General features: G+C 67.7%; 21 protein-coding genes and 2 tRNA genes. 17 read left to right on the top strand and 6 right to left on the bottom strand.

Annotated features, from left to right (window positions below; translation table 11 throughout):
- Positions 1 to 129 precede the first annotated feature (129 nt).
- Positions 130 to 1,182, bottom strand: coding sequence for an RluA family pseudouridine synthase (locus ACWPXE_RS16415; RefSeq protein WP_454018672.1), 1,053 nt, complete (start codon positions 1,180 to 1,182; stop codon positions 130 to 132).
- A 46-nt stretch (positions 1,183 to 1,228) separates the two neighbouring features.
- On the opposite strand from ACWPXE_RS16415, the gene ACWPXE_RS16410 reads away from it, so the two are divergent.
- The 4 genes from ACWPXE_RS16410 (at position 1,229) to ACWPXE_RS16395 (ending at position 2,859) form a co-directional block, all read left to right on the top strand.
- Positions 1,229 to 1,555, top strand: coding sequence for a hypothetical protein (locus tag ACWPXE_RS16410; protein WP_454018671.1), 327 nt, complete (start codon positions 1,229 to 1,231; stop codon positions 1,553 to 1,555).
- A complete protein-coding gene (locus ACWPXE_RS16405; RefSeq protein ID WP_454018670.1) occupies positions 1,552 to 2,601 on the top strand; it encodes a threonine aldolase family protein in 1,050 nt (349 codons plus the stop codon). Before ACWPXE_RS16410 ends, ACWPXE_RS16405 begins: the two co-directional genes overlap by 4 nt.
- Positions 2,602 to 2,669: 68 nt before the next feature.
- Positions 2,670 to 2,745: transfer RNA gene (locus tag ACWPXE_RS16400), tRNA-Glu, on the top strand.
- A gap of 38 nt (positions 2,746 to 2,783) precedes the next feature.
- Positions 2,784 to 2,859, top strand: a tRNA-Glu gene (locus tag ACWPXE_RS16395).
- Between the two features lie 72 nt (positions 2,860 to 2,931).
- Here the strand turns inward: ACWPXE_RS16395 and ACWPXE_RS16390 are convergent.
- Positions 2,932 to 3,915 carry a transglycosylase SLT domain-containing protein gene (locus tag ACWPXE_RS16390; protein WP_454018669.1) on the bottom strand — a complete coding sequence of 328 codons (984 nt, stop codon included), beginning with the start codon at positions 3,913 to 3,915 and terminating at the stop codon, positions 2,932 to 2,934.
- Between the two features lie 648 nt (positions 3,916 to 4,563).
- Between ACWPXE_RS16390 and ACWPXE_RS16385 the strand changes: the two genes are divergently transcribed.
- Entirely contained in the window at positions 4,564 to 5,268 is a 705-nt protein-coding gene (locus ACWPXE_RS16385) for a sigma-70 family RNA polymerase sigma factor (RefSeq protein WP_237903277.1), read from the top strand.
- A 218-nt stretch (positions 5,269 to 5,486) separates the two neighbouring features.
- Here the strand turns inward: ACWPXE_RS16385 and ACWPXE_RS16380 are convergent, their stop codons facing one another.
- On the bottom strand, positions 5,487 to 5,651 hold the full coding sequence (locus tag ACWPXE_RS16380) for a DUF1328 domain-containing protein (protein ID WP_188260038.1): 165 nt from the start codon (positions 5,649 to 5,651) through the stop codon (positions 5,487 to 5,489).
- Between the two features lie 330 nt (positions 5,652 to 5,981).
- Here ACWPXE_RS16380 and ACWPXE_RS16375 point away from each other — a divergent pair, with 330 nt between their 5' ends.
- Complete coding sequence (locus ACWPXE_RS16375; protein ID WP_454018668.1) at positions 5,982 to 6,635, top strand: hypothetical protein; 654 nt, start codon at positions 5,982 to 5,984, stop codon at positions 6,633 to 6,635.
- Positions 6,636 to 6,653: 18 nt separating this feature from the next.
- Here the strand turns inward: ACWPXE_RS16375 and ACWPXE_RS16370 are convergent, their stop codons facing one another.
- From ACWPXE_RS16370 to tldD, 3 genes are all read right to left on the bottom strand, one after another.
- Positions 6,654 to 8,729: a YjbH domain-containing protein gene (locus ACWPXE_RS16370; protein WP_454018667.1), complete on the bottom strand. Its 2,076-nt coding sequence runs from the start codon at positions 8,727 to 8,729 to the stop codon at positions 6,654 to 6,656.
- Between the two features lie 94 nt (positions 8,730 to 8,823).
- A complete protein-coding gene (locus ACWPXE_RS16365; RefSeq protein WP_454018666.1) occupies positions 8,824 to 9,348 on the bottom strand; it encodes a glycine cleavage system protein R in 525 nt (174 codons plus the stop codon).
- Positions 9,349 to 9,510: 162 nt separating this feature from the next.
- Entirely contained in the window at positions 9,511 to 10,944 is a 1,434-nt protein-coding gene (gene tldD / locus ACWPXE_RS16360; RefSeq protein ID WP_014240857.1) for a metalloprotease TldD, read from the bottom strand.
- Between the two features lie 161 nt (positions 10,945 to 11,105).
- On the opposite strand from tldD, the gene ACWPXE_RS16355 reads away from it, so the two are divergent.
- The 11 genes from ACWPXE_RS16355 to ACWPXE_RS16305 all read left to right on the top strand — a co-directional run bounded on the left by ACWPXE_RS16355 (position 11,106) and on the right by ACWPXE_RS16305 (position 22,668).
- The gene (locus ACWPXE_RS16355) at positions 11,106 to 12,473 is read left to right on the top strand and encodes a DUF3422 family protein (protein WP_454018665.1); all 1,368 of its coding nucleotides are present in this window, start codon (positions 11,106 to 11,108) and stop codon (positions 12,471 to 12,473) included.
- Positions 12,474 to 12,956: 483 nt separating this feature from the next.
- Complete coding sequence (gene coxB / locus ACWPXE_RS16350; RefSeq protein WP_454018664.1) at positions 12,957 to 13,817, top strand: cytochrome c oxidase subunit II; 861 nt, start codon at positions 12,957 to 12,959, stop codon at positions 13,815 to 13,817.
- A gap of 66 nt (positions 13,818 to 13,883) precedes the next feature.
- Positions 13,884 to 15,497: a cytochrome c oxidase subunit I gene (gene ctaD, locus ACWPXE_RS16345; RefSeq protein WP_035674796.1), complete on the top strand. Its 1,614-nt coding sequence runs from the start codon at positions 13,884 to 13,886 to the stop codon at positions 15,495 to 15,497.
- A gap of 65 nt (positions 15,498 to 15,562) precedes the next feature.
- Positions 15,563 to 16,492, top strand: a complete 930-nt coding sequence (gene cyoE, locus ACWPXE_RS16340; RefSeq protein WP_454018663.1) for a heme o synthase — start codon at positions 15,563 to 15,565, stop codon at positions 16,490 to 16,492.
- Positions 16,489 to 16,623, top strand: a complete 135-nt coding sequence (locus tag ACWPXE_RS16335) for a hypothetical protein (RefSeq protein ID WP_014240852.1) — start codon at positions 16,489 to 16,491, stop codon at positions 16,621 to 16,623. The genes cyoE and ACWPXE_RS16335 overlap by 4 nt, the downstream gene beginning before the upstream one ends.
- A 45-nt stretch (positions 16,624 to 16,668) precedes the next feature.
- Positions 16,669 to 17,292 (top strand): cytochrome c oxidase assembly protein, encoded by a 624-nt coding sequence (locus ACWPXE_RS16330; RefSeq protein WP_454018662.1) that lies wholly within the window; start codon positions 16,669 to 16,671, stop codon positions 17,290 to 17,292.
- Between the two features lie 89 nt (positions 17,293 to 17,381).
- The gene (locus tag ACWPXE_RS16325; protein ID WP_454018661.1) at positions 17,382 to 18,260 is read left to right on the top strand and encodes a cytochrome c oxidase subunit 3; all 879 of its coding nucleotides are present in this window, start codon (positions 17,382 to 17,384) and stop codon (positions 18,258 to 18,260) included.
- A gap of 82 nt (positions 18,261 to 18,342) precedes the next feature.
- On the top strand, positions 18,343 to 18,717 hold the full coding sequence (locus tag ACWPXE_RS16320; protein WP_454018660.1) for a DUF983 domain-containing protein: 375 nt from the start codon (positions 18,343 to 18,345) through the stop codon (positions 18,715 to 18,717).
- 2 nt (positions 18,718 to 18,719) lie between these two features.
- Positions 18,720 to 19,460 (top strand): SURF1 family protein, encoded by a 741-nt coding sequence (locus tag ACWPXE_RS16315; RefSeq protein ID WP_454018786.1) that lies wholly within the window; start codon positions 18,720 to 18,722, stop codon positions 19,458 to 19,460.
- A 12-nt stretch (positions 19,461 to 19,472) separates the two neighbouring features.
- On the top strand, positions 19,473 to 20,966 hold the full coding sequence (locus ACWPXE_RS16310; protein ID WP_454018659.1) for a carboxypeptidase M32: 1,494 nt from the start codon (positions 19,473 to 19,475) through the stop codon (positions 20,964 to 20,966).
- Positions 20,967 to 21,339: 373 nt separating this feature from the next.
- The gene (locus tag ACWPXE_RS16305; protein ID WP_454018658.1) at positions 21,340 to 22,668 is read left to right on the top strand and encodes a glycoside hydrolase family 5 protein; all 1,329 of its coding nucleotides are present in this window, start codon (positions 21,340 to 21,342) and stop codon (positions 22,666 to 22,668) included.
- Positions 22,669 to 22,698 lie beyond the last annotated feature (30 nt).

The following is a 22,698-nucleotide window of genomic DNA, read 5'->3' as shown; positions in this document are numbered from 1 at the left end:
TCACTGTTCTGCGCCGCCTCGCCGTTCGCTTGCCCGTTCGATCCGCCGGGGATGGTTCCGGATGCAAGCGTGAGCGTTGGTGGCTGTTGACGCGAAGAATAACCGACTTCTGCGCGCGGGTATAGTGGATTACAGAGATTCTAAGAAATCTGACAAATCTTTAATATCCGTGGGTAGCGGCGCCTGGAAGCGGACCGTCTCACCCGTTGCGGGGTGTCGGAAGGTCAGCCCCACGGCGTGCAACGCCTGCCGTGGAAAGCCAACAAACCGCTCGCGATGGGGTTCCGGCAGGGCTGACGCGTGCTTGCCGCCGGCGCGTCCGGCACGCCCCTTGCCATAGAGCGGGTCGCCCACGATGGGATGGCCGATGTGCGCCATGTGCACGCGGATCTGGTGTGTGCGCCCGGTCTCCAGCGTGCATTCGACCAGCGCCAGCGCGGTGCCGAAGGAGCGGACGACGCGGTAGCGGGTGGCCGCGTGCTTGCCGCCGCCGGCGACCACGGCCATCTTCTTGCGGTCGCTGCTGCTGCGCCCGATGTTGCCCTCGATCCGCCCTTCGCGGGGGGAGGGGACGCCCCAGACGAGCGCCTGATAGGTGCGGCTGAGCGTGCGGCCGGAGAACTGCTCCGTCAGCGCGTGGTGCGCGCGGTCGTTCTTGGCGACGACCATCAGGCCGCTGGTGTCCTTGTCGAGCCGGTGGACGATCCCCGGACGCCGGACGCCGCCGATGCCCGACAGGCTGTCGCCGCAATGGGCGAGCAGGGCGTTGACCAGCGTGCCGTCCGGATTGCCGGCGGCGGGGTGGACCACCATGCCGGCGGGCTTGTCGATCACCAACACGTCCTCATCCTCATAGACCACGTCCAGGGGTATGTCCTGGGCCTTGGGCTGTGCAGGTTCAGCTTCGGGGATGAAAACGTCGAAAGTTTGTCCGGGCTTCACCTTCACGGAAGGGTCCGTGACCGTCCGCCCATTGCCGTCCTGCACGCAGCCCTGCGCCAGCAACGCCTGCACGCGCGACCGCGACAGGCCGGGAAGCCCCGTCGCCAGGGCCTTGTCGAGCCGCTGGCCGCCGGCGTCGTCCGGAACGCTCCAGCGCTGCCGCGCGCCTTCGCCGGTTTCGCCGTCCTGCGTTCCGGTGTATTCGTCCTCATCGTCGTCGAATTCGGTGCGTTCGGGCATCGTTCGGCAAAACTCCTCACATTCGCGCGAGAGTGGACCCCAAACCGTGCAGTTCCTCAAGGCACTCATCGTCATCATGGGCGTGATGATCATCGCCGGCTTCGCGTTCCTCGGCGTCGAACTCTACAAGCGCATCAGCGATCCGGAGCGCCGGGCCGGCGCCGACACCGAGCGGGCCGCCGCCCCCGCGGGCCGGATGGAGGAGGTCACGTTGGGCCTGCCGGCGGGCGCGCGCCTGGGCGACCCGGTGGCGGTTGGCAACCGCGTCGTCTTCCGCGTCACCATACCGGACGCCGCGGACCGCCTCTATGTGATGGACCCGCGCACCGGCGCCATCGCCGTCACCGTCACCGCCGGAGCCGCTGCGCCATGACCAACGCCTTCATCCATGACTTCCGCAGCGACAATGTGGCCGGTGCCGCGCCGGAGGTGGTCAACGCGCTGGCCGCGGCCGCGGTCGGGTCCGCCGATCCCTATGGGCAGGACCCGCTGACCGCCAGCGTCACCCGCCGCCTGTGCGACCTCTTCGAGGCTGAGGTGACGGTGTTTCCGGTCGCCACCGGGACGGCGGCCAACGCGCTGGCCCTGTCGGCCCTGGTCCCACCCTACGGCGCGGTCTACTGCCACCAGGAAAGCCACATCCACGTCGACGAATGCGGCGCACCGGAAATGGCCACCGGCGGGGCCAAGCTGGTGCCGCTGGCCGGGGAGGGCGGGAAGCTGACCCCCGCCGCCCTGACCGCGGCGCTGGCCGGGGCGGGCATCGGCGTGGTGCATCGGGTGCAGCCCGCCGCCCTCAGCCTGACCCAGGCGACGGAGGCCGGCACGGTCTACCGTCCGCAGGAGGTGGCGGCCCTGTCCGACGTCGCCCACGCGCATGGCATGGCGGTGCACATGGACGGCGCCCGCTTCGCCAACGCGGTGGCCCGGCTGGGCTGTGCCCCGGCGGAGGTGACCTGGAAGGCCGGGGTGGACGTTCTGTCGCTGGGCGGCACCAAGGGTGGCTGCCTCGCCGCCGAGGCCGTCGTGTTCTTCAACCCGGCGCTTGCCGAGGATTTCGGCTTCCTGCGCAAGCGGGCCGGGCATCTGGTGTCCAAGGGCCGCTTCCTGTCGGCGCAGCTCGACGCCTGGCTGGCCGACGATCTGTGGCTGCGACTGGCCCGCCACGCCAACGCCATGGCCGACCGGCTGTCGCAGGGCCTTGCCGCCCTGCCGGGGGCGGAACTGGCCCATCCGGTGGAGGCCAACGAGGTCTTCTTGCGGCTGCCCGCCGCGGTGGCCGACGGGCTGGAGGCGGCGGGTTACCGCTTCTACCGCTGGGAGGGCGATCTGCTGCGTCTGGTCACCGCCTTCGACACGCCGCAGGCCGTCGTGAACTCTTTTCTGAAAATCGCCAAAGATCTGTCAGAAAAGGCTTGATCGGGCAGGGTGGGTTCGCTAAAAACCCGCCACGCCGACGACGCCACGTCGTCAGACGACGAAAGACTGTCCCCTTCGTCTAGAGGCCTAGGACACCGCCCTCTCACGGCGGTAACAGGGGTTCGAATCCCCTAGGGGACGCCACTTTCGTTCGGCTGGCAACCGAGCTTCGCCCGATGAAGGTCCCCTTCGTCTAGAGGCCTAGGACACCGCCCTCTCACGGCGGTAACAGGGGTTCGAATCCCCTAGGGGACGCCATCCTTTCCGGCATCAACGATCCACGGCCCGCCATTCGGCGGGCCGTCGTCGTTTCAGGCTATCGCTTCGGTGTCAGCGTTTCGAAGCGCCGCCGGAGCGGGAGATGCTCAGCTCGGCGACCTCCTCCTGCTTGGCGGCGGGCAGGCCGGCCGAGCGCACCACGCCAGGGTCGTGGGGATGGACACGGCGCGGGTAGACGCTGTGGACCTTGACCACATAATCCTGCGTCTCGCGGTAGGGCGGGACGCCCTTGTATTGGAGCACCGCTCCTTCGCCCGCGTTGTAGCCGGCGAGCGCCAGCGTCACGTTGCCGTCGAAATAGGCCAGCAGCCAGCGCAGATACTTCATGCCGCCGCGCAGGTTCTGCTCGGGGTCGAAGGGCTTGGTCACGCCGAAGCGCTCCGCCGTCTCGGGGATCAACTGCATCAGCCCCATGGCGTTCTTTTCCGACACCACATCCACGCGGTAGCCGGATTCCACGGCGATCACCGCCAGCACCAGATCGGGGTCGAGCCCGTAGCTGGGGGCCATCTTGGTGACCATGGCGCGAATTTCCTTGGGCGGCATGCGGATCACGCCCCAGCGCACGCTCGGCGGTTCGCAGCGGTCGGGCGCCTTGCTCGCCGCGCTCCTGATTGAGGCGCTGGCCGGCTTGACCATCTGCGCCGCGTCCTCGTTGCCCAGCTGGGCGGCGCGACGCAGCCAGGAGCGGCCAAGCTCCTCGTCCTTCGACACCGCGCCACGCCCGGCCATGTGCATGCGCCCGGCGCGGTAGGCCGCCTCGGCGTAGTCCTGGCGGGCTGCCCGGCAATAGAGGGAGAGGGCCATCCGCTCGTCCCGGTTCACGCCTTTGCCGACCTCGTAGCGCATGGCCAGCTCATACTGGGCGCGGGCGCTGCCCTTGCCGGCGAGCGCCTCCAGCGCGCGGATCGTGCGCTCACCCGTGCTCTGGAAGACGGGAGATGGGGCCGCCGCCGTCTGGACCGATGCGTCCTGGGCCGTGGCCGGCAGCGCCGTCAGGAAGGACGCGATCAACCCGCCGGCGGCCAGAGCCACCGCGCTTTTCACCGTCTTGATGCAGCTTTTGCCGACTGGTGAAGTCGGCCAGTCTTTCGGCGTATGCGGGAAGATCGGCGCGCTAGCGCCAACGTCCGGCTGTCCACGAAAGACGTAATGCGATATGGTTCCGGCCAACAGAGGAAGCGGACCGCAATGAAATAAGACTTCCGCTAAGGGACGGAAACGCCGCCTACACAGAGAAGAAGAACCGCTGGCAGCGGACCTGCGGATGGATGAATGAGCGAATTCATCGTTGGCCATAGACATGGCTATCCCGCAAAGGAGATTTGAGGTCGGTTGGTGAAAGCCAGCCGGCCTTTTCCTTTTAAGCAAAGTCATGAAGCCTCCCGTATGTCCGGAGACGATACCTCATCCCCGATCGAATGCTACGGGAGCAATCGGACGATTCATGGCATTTAGGGGTAATCTCGCCAAATTGTTAAGGGGCTTAGCCTTTTTCCCAACTGGCAGCCTCTGTGGTGCGCCATTACGTACTGATGGACCGACGATTGTCGTTGGAGAATCCGGTTATGCCCCGCGCGCATTCGGCGCAAGGCGGGGGCCGGAGCGATGGTTCGGGCGTTTCCAGACGCGCCCGGAATGATCGGGACATCTTTCGGTACACAAGGAGGCAGCGTTCCACCGATGGCGAACCACGTCGCGAGTTCCTTGCGCCGTCCGGCAAGCAGCCCCGCGCCGCTTGACCCCGTCGCCCTCAAGCCGGTGATGGGAAGCCGCCGTGCGGACGAGGACGAGTTGAACGTTGCGGTCGAAGCCGAGGATGGCGTCGAAGCTGACGATCCGGCCGTTGAAGACACGGCGGAAGCGTCTTCGGCGCCGCTGGCGCCCCCCGATCCGGCGATCATCGCACAGATCGAGGCGGAAATTCCGCGTTTGCGCCGTTTCGCCCGGGCCATGGTGCGGGACGCCACGCTGGCTGACGATCTCGTGCAGGAATGTCTGGAGCGCGCCTTGTCGCGCCTGCATCTCTGGCGGCCCGGCAGCAACCTGCGTGCTTGGCTCTTCACCATTCTGCGCAACCTGCACATCAACGGCATCCGTCGCCGGCAGGCGGTCGTGGACATCGACGGGGAAGGGCAGGCGGCGATCGGCGCCGCCCATGGCGGCCAGTTCGTCCGGCTGGAGCTGCGCGACCTGAAGCGCGCGCTCGGCCTGCTGCCGACCGAACAGCGGGAGGTGGTCCTGCTGATCGGGCTGGAGGGCATCTCCTACGGCGAGGCGGCGGACATTCTCGGTATCTCCATCGGCACCGTGAAGTCGCGCCTGTCGCGCGGCCGTCGCGCCCTGCGCCAGCTCATGGAAGGGCATAGCCCGACCGACGACGATTGATCCGTCGTCGTTTGATAGCCGCCCATGTCCGTAGCCGCTCGTGCCGAGCGCACAGAGAAACCGGCAACGCTCCGGGTGGGGCGTTGCCGGTCAGGTGCGAGGCTAACATCGAGAGGCTTTCGGGGTACTCGCGAGCCCGGCCCTTCGAGACGTGAAAGGCCGGACACGGGCGCGCTGCGGGAAACGCCCGCCCGGACGGTTCCGGGCGGGTGCTGGGTCTAGCGGCGCCTGACCAGGCCCAGAATCAAACTCGCCGCGAACAGGATCAGGAAAAGGAAGAACAGGATTTGCGCAATGCCCGAAGAGGCTGACGCAACTCCGCCGAAACCGAGTGCGCCGGCGATCAGCGCGATCACGAAGAAAACAAGTGCCCAATAGAGCATCCTAACCTCCCTCGCTCGGTCCGAAGCGCATTACGGCTCGTCCGGCGCGCAGTCTGTTGAACGTCCTACTCTGTGAAGAGCGTATCAGTATTGTGCAGAACACGCCTCCGCTCTGAAAGGTTCCCGGACCCCGCTCCAGTAAAGAGCTTTTTTTGGGTAGGGTCGGTTCCAAAAGGGGGAGGGGCTTCCCGATAACGCTGGCTTGACCGCAACAACGGCCGACGAGCGCTGTTGTCCGGGTCGCCAGCCTGCTCGGTTCCGGCCGGGCGGGCGAAAAGGCGCAGCGCCGCTGCGGCGGTGCGAGACGCCGTATCGAGAGAAGAGGATGCCATGAACGCCAAACTGTCCCTCGCCGTTCTCGCCGCGACCCTGGCGGCCGCTCCCGCCGCGATGGCCCAGACCTATCAGAACAACGCGCCGCAGGTTCCCTACGAGCGCTCCAGCCCGTCGGGCCTGCCGACCACCAGCCCGCAGGTGGAAAGCCTGCCCGGCGAGCGGGCCGACCCGTGGAGCGACCGGACCCAGAACCGGATGCCGGACGGCCGCATGCCCGACCGTGTGACCAGCGGCACCGCCGAGTCCACCGTTGGGTCCGGCGCCGCGGGCACCTACGGCAGCACCGGCACCTATGGGGCGCCCGGCACCTATGGTTCGACCGGGAACATGAACAACAGCATGCCGAACAGCGGCGCTATGGGGACCACCGGCTCGGCCACCGGCACCATGCCCAACACCATGCAGGGCAACCGGCAGGTCATCATGAACGTCGACCCGAACACCGCTCAGCGCGCCGAGCGCGGCCAGAACCGCAAGGAGCTGATGCAGACCTCTCTGCTGAACTACTTCAGCGCCGCCGGCTTCACCTCGGTCCGCGACTTCCGCAAGCAGGGTGAGAACTACGTGGCGGAGGCCCAGTCGGCCAACGGCACCTGGAGCACCGTGCTGCTCGATGCCAAGACCGGCACGATCTCCGAAATCCGCTGATCACCGGTCCGCCGCGGCTCACTCCATCAGCCTCGGCCATGATCCGGTCAGGCGGCCGTAACCCGCCGTGACCGACGCGTCGTACAGGGGCAATGGCTGGCGCAGCCGTTGCCCCGCGTCGCGTCCAAGGGTGCGGACCGCGGTCGCCAGCCGTCCGTCCGGCGGCCAGGAGCCGCCGGGGCTAAAAGGCACCGTCAGCGCGATTCCCTGTTCCAGCCGCCCGCCGTAGCGGCTCTGCGCGCCCTCCGGCCCCTCGGTCCAAGTGACCTGGGCGGACAGGCGGATGCCGCCGTCGAAGGCGCGCATCAGTTCGAGCGTGCCGCCCCAATCCCCGCCGAGATAGCGCCCCAGTCGCATCACACCCGTGGTGGCGGCCCCCGGTGCTTCCCAATAGAGGCTGGCGTGGCCGGTGTTCCGCCCGCTTTCCGGGGCAAGGCGCAGCGCGTCGTCGGGCGGACGCTTCCAGACGCGGTTGAGGTCGAGCCCGAGCGCCCAGCGCGCCGTCAGGGGGCGGTACAGCGCCTCGGTTCCCACACCGCCGAACATCTCCTCGAAATGGCCGACGGACAGGCGCGTGCTCCAGCTCTCGGAGGGCGCGGCCAGCCACGCCGCGTACAGCCGCTCGACCGCGGCGAGGCGGTCGGCGTAGCGCGGCAGGTCGCTGCGCACCGGATCCGCCGCCGGGATGGCGTTGGTGTCGAGGAGGTGGAGGTTATGGCTGACGTTCACCCGTAGCCCGCCGCTGAGAACCAGTCCGCGCAGAGGTTCCGCAATCAACACGGTGTCGCCGTAGGTCCGCTGCACCAGCGGCGCGCTCTGTTCGAACAGGCTGGCTTCCATGGTCGGAACGATGGTCAAGGTCAACCGTGACGCCCAGTTCCCCGGAGGACCGGCGGAGCGGTCCACGCGAGCCGTCCGCCAGATTTCCTCGGGGCTGCCGCGGTGGCTGGCTGCCTGTTCCACGGCGCGGCGAGACAGGGTGACGGCGGTGCCGTCCAGCCCGGCGTTGCCGGAGACGACGGTCAGCCATTCAACCTCCGGTGGCGCGCCGTCGGCCAGCAGGCGGGCGGCGCGACCTACCTCCTGCGCCAGCGGAGCGGTGCCGGCGCCCGCCGGGTCGAGCCACAGCGCCGCCCGGTCGCCGTCGATCAGCGCGGCGCGGGCGGGCAACCGGTGAAGCCGAGCCAGGCCCGCGATGTCCGGAGCGGCCAGGGCGGTGCCCGGCGCGGCGGGTCGGGCACCAACCGCGGGCGGCGGCGTGAGCGCGGTGGTTCCTCCTTCCTCCCGCGGGTCGAAGCGCGCGGCGAGACGCAGCATGGCGCGCGATCCCTGCTCGACCCCGGCGCCCAACTCCAGCCAGTTCCAGGGACGGTAGGCAAGACCGGCGTTCAGTGGCACGCCGGGCCTGAAGGCCGGGTCGTCCTGCTGCTGGGCGCGGAAGCTGTCGGCGCTGTATTCCAGCTTGACGCTGAGCCCCTCCAGCGGCGTGTGCCACTCGACGCCGCCGAACAGGGCCGCGCGCTCCCCGGTGAACCACGCCTCCGGCCCGCGGGACGACTCCTTCGCCGGGTCGCGGTCGCGTTTGAAACGCCCGCCGAGAAAGCGCAGCGGGTTGCGGACATGCCCATAGTCGCCGAGCCCACCCCAGCCGATGCCCAGGCTGAGATCGACGTTCCACCAGCGGCGCGAGGCGACCAGATACTCTCCCGCGAAGCGGCCCTTGCCCGGCAGGTCCAGCCCGCTGCCGGTGACGTCGCGCCCGCCGACCGCCAGCGTCGGCCACCACGGTCCCTCGCGCAGCAGGCGCAGCTTGGCGTCCACCCCCGGCTCACTGAGGCCGTGCCAGCTCGGGTAGGTGCTGTCGCGGAGGGTGGCCTCAAAGCCGGGAAGGAGCTGCGCCCCGGCGAAGACATGCCGGTGCAGGCCACCGAGAGCGGTCAATCCCGCGGTGACGGTGCCGTCCGGCATGCCGCGCGCGGTCGGTGTCTGAAGCAGCCCAACGGCTCCCCAGTCGGACAGGGTCGCCTCAAGCCCCTCCGCCCGAGCGGGCAGGGCGGCGAAGGACAGCGCCAGGACGAGGAGAACGCGATTCACGCCATGGTGGAGATGGTCAGGGAAAGTTCCCGATCCATGGCATTTTCACGCGTATGAATGCAACCAGAAACCCTCTCCCGGGGCGGGAGAGGGGTCAGAGCGGTTCGGCGGTGCAGGTCAGGCCCATCGTCTCCGCGGTGTTGGCAATGGCGGACAGGCAGGTGCCGGCGCGCTCCGGCGGGATCGAAACGGCGAAGCGGATGGTGTAATGACCTCCCTCCCGCTCCGGCAGGGTCTGTGCGTCCAGACGGACGATGTTCGCCTCGAACTGGGTGAAGATTTCCGACAAACGGGCGATCAGGCCGGGCTGGTCGCCGCCCGACACCTCCACGCGGTGGGTGATGCGGGCGAGCGGGCCGGGGGTGGGGTCGAAATCGAAGGGCGTCACCTTGATCTGCGCGCCGGTCAGTTCGGGCAGGCTGGCCAACCCCTCCTGCACTTCTCCAATGGGGACGCCGTCGGGCAGTTCGCAAACCGCCGAGAATTCCGCCCCGGACCCCATCACCGCGAAGGTCGCGTCGCGCAGGTTGGCGCCCAGTCCGAAGAGATGTCCGGTGACCGCCGAGACGAGGCCGACGCGGTCGGGGCAGAAGGTCGAAACCAGCGCGAGGGACGACACGGGCGGAACCTCCAATGCTGAGCCCTCTCCCCTCTGGGGAGAGGGTTGGGTGAGGGGGCGATGCGCCCGGCAGGGCGAAGAAAAACACGAGATGAGTCGGCGTGGCGCGCCTTCGGCGCCCCCCTCATCCTGACCTTCTCCCCAGGGGGGAGAAGGGAAGCATCAGGCCGCCGTGCCGCCCACGGTCAGGCCGTCCAGGCGCAGGGTCGGCTGGCCGACGCCCACGGGAACGCCCTGGCCGTCCTTGCCGCAGGTGCCGACGCCGGGGTCCAGCTTCGTGTCGTTGCCGATCATCGACACGCGGGTCAGGCTGTCCGGGCCGTTGCCGATCAGGGTTGCACCCTTCACCGCCGGGCCGAGCTTGCCGTCCTCGATCAGATAGGCCTCGTTTGCGGAGAAGACGAACTTGCCGCTGGTGATGTCCACCTGCCCGCCGCCGAAGTTCTTGGCGTAGAGGCCCTTCTTGACCGACTTGATGATCTCCTCCGGCTCATAGGCGCCGGGGCGCATCACGGTGTTGGTCATGCGCGGCATGGGGTGGCAGGCGAAGCTCTGGCGCCGCCCGTTGCCGGTCGGGCGCATGCCCATCAGCCGGGCGTTCATGCGGTCCTGCATGTAGCCGACCAGGATGCCGTCCTCGATCAGCGTCGTGCACTGGCCGGGCGTGCCCTCGTCGTCCACGGTGATGGAGCCGCGGCTGTTCTCGATGGTGCCGTCGTCCACGATGGTCACGCCGGGGGCGGCGATGCGCTGGCCCATCAGCCCGGCGAAGGCCGAGGTCTTCTTGCGGTTGAAGTCGCCCTCCAGCCCGTGGCCGATGGCCTCGTGCAGCAGGATGCCCGGCCAGCCGTTGCCGAGAACCACGGTCATCTCGCCCGCCGGGGCCGGAACGGAGGACAGGTTGACCAGCGCCGAGCGCAGCGCCTCGTCCACGAAGGCGCGCCATGTCTCCGGCTGCATGTAATGCTCGTAGGTGACGCGGCCGCCGCCGCCGTGGCCGCCCGTCTCCATGCGGTCGCCCTCGGCCACCACCACGGAGACGTTCAGCCGGACCAGCGGGCGCAGGTCGGCGACGCGCACGCCGTCGGCGCGGATGATCTGCACCGCCTGCCACTCGCCGCTGATCGAGCAGGAGACCTGCCGCACCCGCGGGTCCTTGGCGCGGGCGTAGGCGTCGATCTCCGCCAGCAGCTTCACCTTCGCCTCGAAGGGGACCAGGGGCAGGGGATTGTCCGGGATGTAGAGCGCGCGGTTGGTGCCGGCGGGCGGCTCGGCGAAGGTGCCGGCGTGCCCGGCCTGGACGGCGCGCACCGTCGCGGCGGCGCGGCGGATGGCGTCCTCGGACAGGCTGGAGGCGTGGGCGAAGCCGGTCGCCTCGTCGGCGATGGCGCGCAGGCCGAAGCCCTGGGTGGTGTCGAAGCTGGCCGCCTTCAGCTTGCCGTCGTCCCAGCCCAGCGATTCGCTCTGCGAATATTCCAGATACAGTTCGCCGTCGTCCGCCCCCCGCAGTGCGTCGGCCACCACCCCCTCGACACGGGAACGGTCCAGGCCGGCGCGGTTGAAGAACAGATCGTCGGTGACGGCAAGCGCGCTCATGGGGACTCCGGGGTATCGGTCTATCGTAGGACAACGATGCGGCACCGGCGCTCTCGCACCCGCACGCGCGATGTGGTCTAAAGATCAGACTTATAGTGTGGCGACGGGCGGCCCATCCGGCAAGGCTCGTCGTCCATGGGCGGAGGGGGCTTGGAAGGGGAATGGCCGCGATGACCGACGACGCGCTGGCGATGGGCCGCACCGGCAACGGAGACGCGCGCTCCCTGGCCCACCCCCTGAAGAACCACGCCCTGCGCGTGACCCTGACCAACGAGGTGCACACCCGCCCGCCGGAGGTCCTGTCCACCCCGGTCCGCGCCACCATGCTGGCGATGCTGTCGGGCGAGGGCGCGTCGGAGGCCGACCGGCTGCATCTGGAAAAGCTGTGCGACTGGGCCGGCGTGCCGCGCCCGCCCGCCGGGGCCACCCATTACAGCGGCTCCTTCGGCAGCTTCCGCCTGAAGTGGGAGCGGCACACCGAATTCTCCACCTGGACCGTCTTCCGTCCCAACGCCGTGTCCCCGGCGAACGTGTTGGTCGATCCCTTCCTGGAACCGGCGCTGAACGCGGTGCCCAAGGAATGGCTGGCCGGGCTGCCGGGCGAGCTGATGGTCGGCGTCCATGTCGCCGTGCTCAACGCCGAATCGCCGGAACCCTCGGCCAACATGCTGGCGGCGATGTTCGGCTCGCCGAGCTACATCGGGACGCGCATCTCCGGGCGGGCGGCGACGGCCTGGACCGACTTCCGCATCCATGGCGACGGCTTCTCACGCATCCTGATCGCCGACCATGCGATGACCTCCAACCAGGCGGGCCGCGTCGTGCAGCGCCTGCTGGAGATCGAGACCTACCGGGTGATGGCGCTGTTGGCCCTGCCGGTGGCGCGCGGCGTGCTGCCGCGCATCGGCCCGATCGAGGCCGATCTGGCCGACCTGACCACCCGCATCGCCACCCTGCGCGGCCTGGACGACGAGCGGGAACTGCTCGACCGGCTGACCCTGCTGGCCGCCCAGACCGAGCAGATCGCGGCGGAGACCGCCTACCGCTTCGGCGCGGCGCGGGCCTACTACAACCTCGTGGAAAAGCGCATCGTCGAGCTGCGCGAGATCCGCATCGAGGGGCTGCCCACGGTGGGCGAGTTCATGGACCGGCGCCTCGCTCCGGCGATCCGCACCTGCGAGGCGGTGGAATCGCGCCTGCAGGCGCTGTCCCAGCGCGTGGCCCGCGCCAGCGACCTGCTGCGCACCCGCGTGGAGATCGCCGTGGAGGGGCAGAACGCCGAGCTTCTCCTCTCCATGGACAAGCGGGCGCAACTCCAGCTCCGCCTGCAGGAGACGGTCGAGGGGCTGTCGGTGGTGGCGATCAGCTACTACCTCGTCGGCATCGTCGGCTACGCCGCGAAGGGCGTGAAGGGACTCGGGATGAAGGTCGATCCCGACCTGCTCGTCGGGCTGATGATTCCCATCGTCATCGCCTTCGTCTGGTCCGGCGTGCGCCGAATCCGCAAGGTCATCACCAGCGGGCACTGACAGCCGCGGAGCATTTCCGTTCTAACACGGTGGTGGGTTACCGCAGCGCAAACGGCGACCGGATGGCGCCGTCCGCGCAAGGTCGCTTGCGTCCCACACCAGGGACGTGCAAGCCTAAAAACTTGATTTTCCGAGACAATTCGCTGTACCATCAAACTGCGACAGCTTGTCGCAGTGCGAAGCCGATACGGAAGCTCAACTTCTGTTCTGATGCGGGCTCGAAACCGGCATTGCGCCTATGTCCTTCGTGTAGGGACGCCTGACTTGTACCCAAGCGCAGTGCAGGGTTAAGCTCGCGCTGCGGGGACCGTGCCACCCACAAACGGCACGATCCCTGCATAGACCGGCACCGTCGCAACGCCCGGACGCGCAACCGCCCGACAGGGGTGGAACGCACCAGGGAAACAGGGGCGAAGGCGGGTCCGGCGGGAAGGGACGACCGCCGTCCGCGACCGTGGGCGGCGGGTAACGAAGAGGGTGGGGATGAAGACGCAGACCCTGAACGCTGCCGTTCTGGCGGCGCTGACATCTTTGTGTGGATTTGCCGCGACCGGTTCCGCCGCCGAACCCCACCCCTGGCAATTGGGGCTTCAGGAGGCGGCCACCCCGGTCAAGCACGCCATGGACTCGTTCCACGACCTGCTGACGGTGATCATCGTCGCCATCGTCATTTTCGTGGCGGGGCTGCTGGCCTGGGTGGCGCTGCGCTTCAACGCCAAGAAGAACGCCGTGCCGTCCACCACCTCGCACCACACGGTGCTGGAGATCGCCTGGACGGTCATTCCGGTCATCATCCTGATCGTCATCGCGGTGCCCTCCTTCAAGCTGCTCTACCAGGCGGAGCGGGTGCCGGAGTCGGAGATGACCATCAAGGTCACCGGGCGGCAGTGGTACTGGGACTACGAGTATCCCGACCACGGCAACATCGCCTTCTCCAGCTACATGATTCAGGATTCGGAGCTGAAGCCCGGCCAGAAGCGCCTGCTGGAGGTCGACAACCGCGTGATCCTGCCGGTCGGCACGACCGTGCGCGTGCTGGTCACCGCGGGCGACGTCATCCATTCCTGGGCGGTGCCGAGCTTCGGCGTGAAGAAGGACGCCGTGCCGGGCCGCGCCAACGAGACGTGGCTGCGGATCGAGAAGGAAGGCGTCTATTACGGTCAGTGTTCCGAGATCTGCGGCGTGAACCACGCCTTCATGCCGATCGCGGTCGAGGCCGTCTCGAAGGAGGCCTTCAACCAGTGGGTCGAGAAGGCCAAGACCGCTTACGGCACCCCCGACACCAAGCGCGACGTTGCCGAGGCGCAGTCCTCAAAGGTGGCGTCCGCCGGGGCCGTCCAGTAAGCCTCATGCTTTGGATGCAGCGGCACCTCAAAGAAAAATCATTCCGCCGACGCGAGGGTTAGAGACATGGCAAACGCCAATCCGGGGGAAGCGCAGGGACACGGCCACGGGCATGACCATGACCACCACATGCCGGGCTTCGTCGAGCGTTGGTTCTTCTCCACGAACCACAAGGACATCGGAACGCTCTACCTGATCTTCTCGGTGATCGCCGGGCTGATCGGCGGGTTGTTCTCGGTCATCATGCGGCTGGAACTCCAGTCGCCGGGCTTGCAGTTCGTCAGCGACGGGCAGGTCTGGAACGTGCTGATCACCGCGCACGGCCTGATCATGGTGTTCTTCGTGGTGATGCCGGCGCTGATCGGCGGCTTCGGCAACTGGTTCGTGCCGCTGATGATCGGCGCGCCCGACATGGCCTTCCCGCGGCTGAACAACATCAGCTTCTGGCTGATCGTCCCGGCCTTCCTCCTGCTGCTGGGCTCCGCCTTTGTGGGGCAGGGTGCGGGCACCGGCTGGACGATCTACCCGCCGCTGTCCTCGCCGCTGGGTCACAGCGGGCCGTCGGTGGACATGGCGATCTTCGCCCTTCACCTCGCCGGCGCCTCGTCGATCCTGGGTGCGGTGAACTTCATCACCACCATCTTCAACATGCGCGCGCCGGGCATGACGCTGCACAAGATGCCGCTGTTCGTCTGGGCGATGCTGGTGACCGCCTTCCTGCTGCTGCTGGCCGTGCCGGTCCTGGGCGGCGCCATCACCATGCTGCTGACCGACCGCAATTTCGGCACCAGCTTCTTCAACCCGGAGGGCGGCGGCGACCCGATCCTGTTCCAGCATCTGTTCTGGTTCTTCGGCCACCCCGAAGTCTACATCATGATCCTGCCGGCCTTCGGCATCATCAGCCACATCGTCTCGACCTTCTCGCACAAGCCGGTCTTCGGCTACCTGGGCATGGCCTACGCGATGGTCGCCATCGGTGTGGTCGGCTTCGTGGTGTGGGCGCACCACATGTACACGGTGGGGCTGGACGTCGACACCAAGGCCTACTTCACCGCCGCCACGATGATCATCGCGGTGCCGACGGGCGTGAAGATCTTCTCCTGGATCGCCACCATGTGGGGCGGGTCGATCGAGTTCAAGGTGCCGATGCTGTGGGCGCTCGGCTTCATCTTCCTGTTCACGGTCGGCGGCGTGACCGGCGTGGTGCTGGCCAACGGCGGCATGGACATCGTGCTGCACGACACCTACTACGTGGTCGCGCACTTCCACTACGTGCTGTCGCTGGGCGCGGTCTTCTCGATCTTCGCCGGCTGGTACTACTGGATCGGCAAGATGTCGGGGCGCCAGTATCCGGAGTTCTGGGGCAAGGTTCACTTCTGGACGACCTTCATCGGCGTGAACCTGGTCTTCTTCCCGCAGCATTTCCTGGGTCTGGCCGGCATGCCGCGCCGCATCCCGGATTACCCGGACGCCTACGCCGGCTGGAACATGGTTTCCTCCTTCGGGGCGTATCTCTCCTTTGCGTCCACGCTTCTCTTCGTGTGGATCGCTTACAAGACCCTGCGCAGCGGCGAGAAGGTCGAGGCCGCCTATTGGGGACCGCAGGCCGGCACGCTGGAGTGGACCGTGAGTTCGCCCCCGCCGTTCCACGCCTTCGAGACGCTGCCGCAGGTGAAGTGACCATCGGTTGTGACCATAACGCCGGGGGAGCCGGGAAGCTCTCTCCGGCCGGAGGATAGTGAAGTATGACGGACCTGAGCATTGAACGGGTCTCGACAGGTCCGGTCTCCGGATCGACGCCGGGTGACTACATCGAACTGCTGAAGCCGCGGGTGATGTCGCTCGTCGTGTTCACCGGGCTGGCCGGCATCGTGCTGGCGCCCGGCCACATCCATCCCGTGCTGGCGGCGGTGGCCGTGCTGTGCATCGCGGTCGGGGCCGGAGCCTCGGGCGCCATCAACATGTGGTACGACCGCGACATCGACGCGGTGATGTCGCGCACCGTCCGCCGTCCGATCCCGTCGGGGCGGGTGGAGCCGGAGAACGCGCTGGCCTTCGGGGTGATCCTGGCCGCGGCGTCGGTCGTGGTGATGGGGCTGGCGGTCAACTGGGCGGCGTCGGCGCTGCTGGCGATGACCATCGGTTTTTACGTCTTCATCTACACCATGTGGCTGAAGCGGCGGACGCCCCAGAACATCGTGATCGGCGGGGCTGCCGGCGCCTTCCCGCCGATGATCGGCTGGGCGGCGGTGACGGGCGGTGTGGAGTTGCCCTCCATCCTGCTGTTCCTGCTGATCTTCCTGTGGACGCCGCCGCACTTCTGGGCGCTGGCGTTGTTCCGCAACGGCGACTACACGCGCGCCGGGGTGCCGATGATGCCGGTGGTCGCCGGTCCGGACGCCACCAAGCGGCAGATGCTGGCCTACACGCTGGTCCTGCTGCCGGTCGCCGTGGCGCCGTACTTTCTGGGCATCGGCGGTCTTGCCTATCTGATCGGGTCGAGCCTGCTGGGCGCCTTCTTCGTGCTGTGCGCGGTCCGCGTGCTGCGCGCCACCGACGACAAGCCGGCCAAGCAGATGTTCGGCTTTTCGATCCTCTACCTGTTCCTGCTGTTCGCCCTGCTGATGGGCGAGCATCTAGTGACCGGAATCCTGACGACCGGAGGCGGGGCATGACGATCATGGATGAATCATACGAGGAACGCCGCAAGCGGCTGCGCGGGCGCAACTACGCGGTCCTGGCGGCGCTGATCGGGCTGGTGGTGATGTTCTACGTCATCACGCTGGTGCGGATGGGCGGGCACTGACCACGGGACGTTGAGCGGACAAACGGCAGGGGAGGAAACGGCGCCATGAGCGACCGGCCTGAAAACGACAAAGGGCTCCGGCGGAAGAACCGCCTGTTCATGGCCGGGCTGTTCGGCCTCGTCTTCGGGATGGTCGGGCTGGCCTACGCCTCGGTGCCGCTCTACGCGCTGTTCTGTCAGGTGACCGGCTTCGGCGGCACCACCCAGCGGGCCGACGCCGCGCCCGCGCGGCAGGTCGACCGCGTCATCAAGGTCCGCTTCAACGCCGACGTGAACCAGTCGCTGCCCTGGCGCTTCAAGCCGGAGCAGAAGGAATTGGCAGTGAAGCTGGGCGAGATGGGGTTGGCCGCCTATCAGGCCGCCAACCGGACCGACCGGGCCACCGTGGGCACCGCGCTCTACAACGTCACGCCGGACAAGGTCGGCAAGTACTTCAACAAGATCGAGTGCTTCTGCTTCACCGAGCAGGTGCTGGAGCCCGGTCAGTCGGTGGACATGCCGGTGGCCTTCTTCGTCGATCCGGCCCTGGCCGACGATCCGGCGATGGAGGACGTGACCACCATCACGCTGTCCTACACCTTCTTCCGCGCCAAGGACGAGACCCAGGTGCTGGCGCAGCACGCGACGCAGGCCGCGGGTGCGAAAGGCACCGGGACCGCGGCGAACTGAGGACGCAGTTTAAAAAAGAGACAGTCTGAACAGAAAATTAGGGCTGAACGAAGAAATCGGGCGAAACAAACCGGGGTTGGAAAGAGACGATGGCCGACATCACGCACGCGCAAATGCCGCATCCCCCAGCCTCCGCGCACGGCGCGGGCGAGGGCGCCGGCATCCCGCATCCCTACCATCTGGTGAAGCCGAGCCCCTGGCCTCTTCTGGGCGCCTTCGCGGCCGGACTGTTCGCGACGGGCATGGTCATCTACATGCACGGCGGCGGCTGGCTGCTGGCAGCCCTCGGCTTCGTGTCCATCCTGGGCGTGATGTTCGGCTGGTGGCGCGACGTCATCAAGGAGGCGGTGCGCGAGAAGGCGCACACCCCGGTGGTGAAGATCGGCCTGCGCTACGGCATGGCGCTGTTCATCGCCTCGGAGGTGATGTTCTTCGCCGCCTTCTTCTGGGCCTTCTACGACGCAGCGCTCTACCCGAAGGTGTTCGCCGAGAACCCGCAGGGCGTCTGGCCGCCGCCGAACATCACGGTGCTGGAGACCTTCCACCTGCCGCTGATGATGACGCTGATCCTGCTGCTGTCGGGCGTCACCGTCACCTGGGCGCACCACGCCATCCTTGAAGGCCGCAACAAGGAGGCGTCGCGCGCGCTGGGCCTGACCGTCCTGCTGGGGGTGATGTTCACCTTCTTCCAGGGCTGGGAATACGCCCACGCCGCCTTCGGCTTCACCCAGGGCATCTACCCGTCGACCTTCTACATGGCGACCGGCTTCCACGGCTTCCACGTCATCATCGGGACGATCTTCCTGGCGGTCTGCTGGTTCCGCACCATGAAGGGCCACTTCACCCCGCAGAGCCATTTCGGCTTCGAGGCGGCGGCCTGGTACTGGCACTTCGTCGACGTGGTCTGGCTGTTCCTGTTCGTGTCGATCTACTGGTGGGGGTCGCTGGGCGCCGCCAGCGGCCACTGATCGATCCCCCCTGTCGCCTTGCGAAGCCCTTCTCCTCCATCAGGGGAGAGGGGCTTCCCATTCCTGGAGGGAGGCGGATCATTTGAGCACCTATTACACCAGCCCGTCGCCGCTGACCGCCGGCCTGCGCTGCGCTTGCCCGCGCTGCGGACGGGGCAAGCTGTTCGACGGTTATCTGACGGTCAACGAGCGCTGTTCGGTGTGCAACCTGAACCTCGCCCGGCAGGACAGCGGCGACGGGCCGGCGGTCTTCCTGATCTTCATCCTGGGTTTCCTGGTCGTGCCGGTGGCGCTGTGGGTGTCGATGACGGTGGACTGGCCTTTGTGGCTGCACGCCGTCGTTTGGAGCATCGTCGTGCTCGGGCTGGCGCTCGGCATGCTGCGCCCGGCCAAGGCCTATGTGGTGGCGCTGCAGTACCGCCACCGCCGCAACGAGCTGGAGGACCCGGACGAGTGACCATGACCGCCGCCGCCGAACCCCGCCGCTTCCGCCCCTCGCTGTGGGCGACGCTGATCACCGTGCCCGCCGTGCTGGTCATGCTGGGGCTGGGCACGTGGCAGATGCAGCGGTTGGAATGGAAGGAGGATCTGATCCGCCGGGTGGAGCAGCGGCTGCACGCCGCTCCCATCCCGCTGCCCTCCGCCATCGCCGATCCGGAGGCGCTGGAGTTCCGCCCCGTGACCGTTGCCGGGCGCTTCCTGAACGACAAGGAACTGCTGCTGGTCGCCCGGCCCCGGCAGGGGCAGGCGGGCTATGAGCTGCTGACCCCGCTGCAGCGCCCGGCGGAGGACGGCGGCGGCGTGGTGCTGGTCAACCGCGGTTTCCTGCCCATGGACAAGCGCGCCCCCGCCAGCCGTCCGGAGAGCCGGGTGGAGGGGCCGGTGAACGTCACCGGTCTGGTCCGCCTGCCGCAGCCCGCCGGCTGGCTTCAGCCGGGCAACCGGCCGGGGGCGGAATCCTGGATGCGGCTGGACCCGCCGGCCATGGCGGCCTCCGCCGGGCTGGAGAGCGTCGCCCCGCTGGCGGTCGAGATGACCCCCGATCCGGCGCGCGGCAACGCGTCCCTGAACGGCATCCAGCCCCTGGTCGAGCTGCCCAACAACCATAGGCAATACGCCTTCACCTGGTATAGCCTCGCCGCGACGCTGGTCGTCGTCTATGTGCTGTCCCAACGCCGGAGGACCGGTCCGGCATCCTAGGAGTTGCGCCTCATGACAGCCGCCTATCGGGAGTTGGAACGCCGTTTCGCCCGCATCGCCGCCATCGGCGACGCTTTGGGCATCCTGAGCTGGGACAGCCAGACCATGATGCCCGACGGATCCAGCGACGGGCGGGCCGAGCAGACCGCCACCCTGACCGTGCTGGCCCACGAGCTGCAAACCGACCCTCGCGTGGCCGACTGGCTGGCGGAGGCCGAAGGCGCGGGCCTGGACGATTGGCAGGAGGCCAACCTGCGGGAGATGCGGCGCACCCACCGCCACGCCACCGCCGTTCCCGGCGATCTGATCGAGGCGACCAGCAAGGCGATCTCGGCCTGCGAGATGACCTGGCGCAGCGCGCGGGCAGAAAGCGACTTCGCCAATCTTCTGCCCAGCCTGTCGGAGGTGCTGCGCCGCGTGCGGGAGTGCGGAGAGGCCAAAGCGGCGGCCATGGGCCTGTCGCCCTACGACGCCATGCTGGACGAGCACGATCCCGGTGCCCGCTCCGAGCGGATCGACACTCTGTTCGCCGGTCTGGCCGGCTTCCTGCCGGAGCTGATCGGGCGCGTCCTCGACCGGCAGGCCGCCGAACCGGCTCCGCTGCGGCCCGTGGGGCCTTTCGCCGTCGCCAACCAGAAGGCGCTGGGCGAGCGGCTGATGCGGGCGGCGGGCTTCGACTTCGCCCGCGGTCGGCTGGACGTATCGCTGCACCCCTTCTGCGGCGGTGCCACCGGCGACGTGCGCATCACCACCCGCTACGACGAGGACGATTTCACCAAGGCCCTGATGGGGGTGATGCACGAGACGGGGCACGCGCTCTACGAGCAGGGGCGTCCACGCGACTGGCTGCGTCAGCCGGTCGGGCTGGCCCGCGGCATGGCGGTGCATGAGAGCCAGTCGCTGATCGTGGAGATGCAGGCCTGCCGCTCGCCGGAGTTCCTATGCTGGCTGGCCCCAGTCGCGCAGGAGGCGTTCGGGGGCTCCGGCCCGGCCTGGGAGCCGGACAACCTGCGCCGTCTCTACAGCCGGGTGGAGCGCGGCTTCATCCGCGTGGACGCCGACGAGGTGACCTACCCGGCGCACATCATCCTGCGCTACCGGTTGGAGAAGGCGCTGATCGCCGGGGATTTGGCCTTGGCCGACCTTCCTGGCGCCTGGAACGACGGCATGAAGGAATTGGTCGGGGTGGTGCCGCCGAACGACCGGCTGGGCTGCCTTCAGGACATCCACTGGCCGTCCGGTGCCTGGGGCTACTTCCCCAGCTACACGCTGGGCGCCATGACCGCCGCCCAGCTGTTCGAGGCCGCGGCAAAGGCCGATCCGGACATCCGGCCGGCACTGGCGCGCGGCGACCTCGGGCCGCTGGTGGCGTGGCTGGGGGCGAATGTGCACGGCAAGGGCTGTCTCTACGCGTCTGGCGACGATCTGCTGACCGCGGCCACCGGGCGCCCGCTCGACGCGGCGGTGTTCCGGCGGCATCTGGAAAGCCGGTATCTGGGCGCTTGAGCGGAGTCTTGCCCCCTTCCTAACCCTCCCCTGCGCAGCGGGGGGGGGGCGGGGGGCAAGAGCATCGCCAATGCGTGGCCTCCACGCCGAAAGAATCCGCAAAATCCACCGAGCGCAAAAGGCTGACCCGTAACCCTCCTTCGTTTCAGTGCGGCACTTCGCGCAATCAAGCAATCAATCCGAAAAACAGCCTCAAGACAGCACAAGCACTACACGCCTCCTTATTGTCTAAAATATCCTCAAAATCCGCTCTTCCGGACATGGTCACACATGCCTTGGATTGCCGGAATTAAGCAACATTCCTGGCAATATTTCGTTAACCATAAACCGCCAGCCTCCGGCCCAACGCGAATGGCAACGAGGGCTGAGAACAATGGGCATCGCCAAGGGCTTCCTGCACACGGACGGCAACCAGATCGTCGATTCGTCGGGTCAGAACGTCAAGCTGACGGGCGTCAACTGGTTCGGCGGCGAGGGCTTCGTCTTCAACCCCAACGGCATGGACATGCGCGGGTACTGGGGAATGATGGAGCAGATGAAAGAGATGGGCTTCAACACCATCCGCCTGCCGTGGAGCGACGCGGCGCTGGACGCCGACCGGGCGACGGGCATCGACACCTCCAAGAATCCCGACCTCGCGAACAAGTCCCCGCTTGAGGTCATGGACAAGGTGATCGACTACGCCGGGCGCATCGGCATGAAGGTCTTCCTGGACCACCACCGCTCCAGCGACGGTGCGTCGGCCAACGAGAACGGCCTGTGGTACGACGACAAGTACCCGGAGTCGAAGATGATCGAAAACTGGAAGATGCTGGCCGAGCGCTACAAGGGCAACGACACGGTGGTCGGTGCCGACCTGCACAACGAGCCGCACGGTCAGGCGACCTGGGGTGGCGGCGACAAGGCCACCGACTGGGCCTGGGCCGCGGAGCGCATCGGCAACGAGATCCAGTCTGTGAACAAGGACTGGCTGCTGCTGGTCGAGGGCGTCGAGATCCACGAGAACCAGTGGGAGTGGTGGGGCGGCAACCTGCGCGGCGCCAAGGACCGCCCGATCGAATTCGACAATCCGGGCAAGCTGGTCTATTCGGTCCATTCCTACGGCCCGTCCATCCATGAGATGGAGTGGTTCAAGGCCAGCGACTATCCGAACAACCTGCCGAGCCAGTACACCGACAATTGGGGCTGGCTGCTGAAGGAGGACAAGGCGCCGGTGCTGGTCGGTGAGTTCGGCGGCAAGCTGGAGACCGATCAGGACAAGGCCTACATGGCCAAGCTGATCGACTACATGAACGGCGATCTGGACGGCAACGGCACCAACGACCTCGGCGCTGGCAAGGAAGGGGCCAGCTGGACCTACTGGTCGTGGAACCCGAACTCGGGCGACACCGGTGGCATCCTGAAGGACGATTGGCAGACGGTCGACCAGACCAAGTACAACGCCATCAAGGAAGGCCTGTTCGACGGTGGCGGCAGCCCGGCCAAGGCCGCCTGGGCGCCGGCGAAAGCCCAGGCGCTGGGTGAGGGCGACATCAACGTCCTGTCCCACACGGTGACCCAGCCGCAGGTGGCGGACCACAGCACCGCCGCGTCGGTGGCCGCCGCGCTCGCCGCCCAGACGGTGGAGCTTCCGCCGGTCGACGCCGCGCACGATGCCTCGGCGCTGCACCACGACCCGCTGGACGTCCACACCGGCGCCTGACCGGCCGGCAACAATCCCCTCTCCCGTCCC

It is taken from the genome of Azospirillum sp. Marseille-Q6669, from assembly GCF_965111635.1.
This window is presented reverse-complemented; position numbering and strand designations above follow the sequence as displayed.

Excerpts from the sequence above, each read along its gene's own strand:
- ACWPXE_RS16405 (WP_454018670.1), top strand. The coding sequence starts at position 1,552 with ATGACCAACGCCTTCATCCATGACTTCCGCAGCGACAATGTGGCCGGT.
- tldD (WP_014240857.1), bottom strand. The coding sequence starts at position 10,944 with ATGAGCGCGCTTGCCGTCACCGACGATCTGTTCTTCAACCGCGCCGGC.
- ACWPXE_RS16305 (WP_454018658.1), top strand. The coding sequence starts at position 21,340 with ATGGGCATCGCCAAGGGCTTCCTGCACACGGACGGCAACCAGATCGTC.
- cyoE (WP_454018663.1), top strand. The coding sequence starts at position 15,563 with ATGACGGACCTGAGCATTGAACGGGTCTCGACAGGTCCGGTCTCCGGA.
- ACWPXE_RS16385 (WP_237903277.1), top strand. The coding sequence starts at position 4,564 with ATGGCGAACCACGTCGCGAGTTCCTTGCGCCGTCCGGCAAGCAGCCCC.
- ACWPXE_RS16415 (WP_454018672.1), bottom strand. The coding sequence starts at position 1,182 with ATGCCCGAACGCACCGAATTCGACGACGATGAGGACGAATACACCGGA.
- ACWPXE_RS16355 (WP_454018665.1), top strand. The coding sequence starts at position 11,106 with ATGGCCGCGATGACCGACGACGCGCTGGCGATGGGCCGCACCGGCAAC.
- ACWPXE_RS16335 (WP_014240852.1), top strand. The coding sequence starts at position 16,489 with ATGACGATCATGGATGAATCATACGAGGAACGCCGCAAGCGGCTGCGC.
- ACWPXE_RS16315 (WP_454018786.1), top strand. The coding sequence starts at position 18,720 with ATGACCGCCGCCGCCGAACCCCGCCGCTTCCGCCCCTCGCTGTGGGCG.
- ACWPXE_RS16375 (WP_454018668.1), top strand. The coding sequence starts at position 5,982 with ATGAACGCCAAACTGTCCCTCGCCGTTCTCGCCGCGACCCTGGCGGCC.
- ACWPXE_RS16380 (WP_188260038.1), bottom strand. The coding sequence starts at position 5,651 with ATGCTCTATTGGGCACTTGTTTTCTTCGTGATCGCGCTGATCGCCGGC.
- ACWPXE_RS16330 (WP_454018662.1), top strand. The coding sequence starts at position 16,669 with ATGAGCGACCGGCCTGAAAACGACAAAGGGCTCCGGCGGAAGAACCGC.
- ACWPXE_RS16310 (WP_454018659.1), top strand. The coding sequence starts at position 19,473 with ATGACAGCCGCCTATCGGGAGTTGGAACGCCGTTTCGCCCGCATCGCC.
- ctaD (WP_035674796.1), top strand. The coding sequence starts at position 13,884 with ATGGCAAACGCCAATCCGGGGGAAGCGCAGGGACACGGCCACGGGCAT.
- ACWPXE_RS16325 (WP_454018661.1), top strand. The coding sequence starts at position 17,382 with ATGGCCGACATCACGCACGCGCAAATGCCGCATCCCCCAGCCTCCGCG.
- coxB (WP_454018664.1), top strand. The coding sequence starts at position 12,957 with ATGAAGACGCAGACCCTGAACGCTGCCGTTCTGGCGGCGCTGACATCT.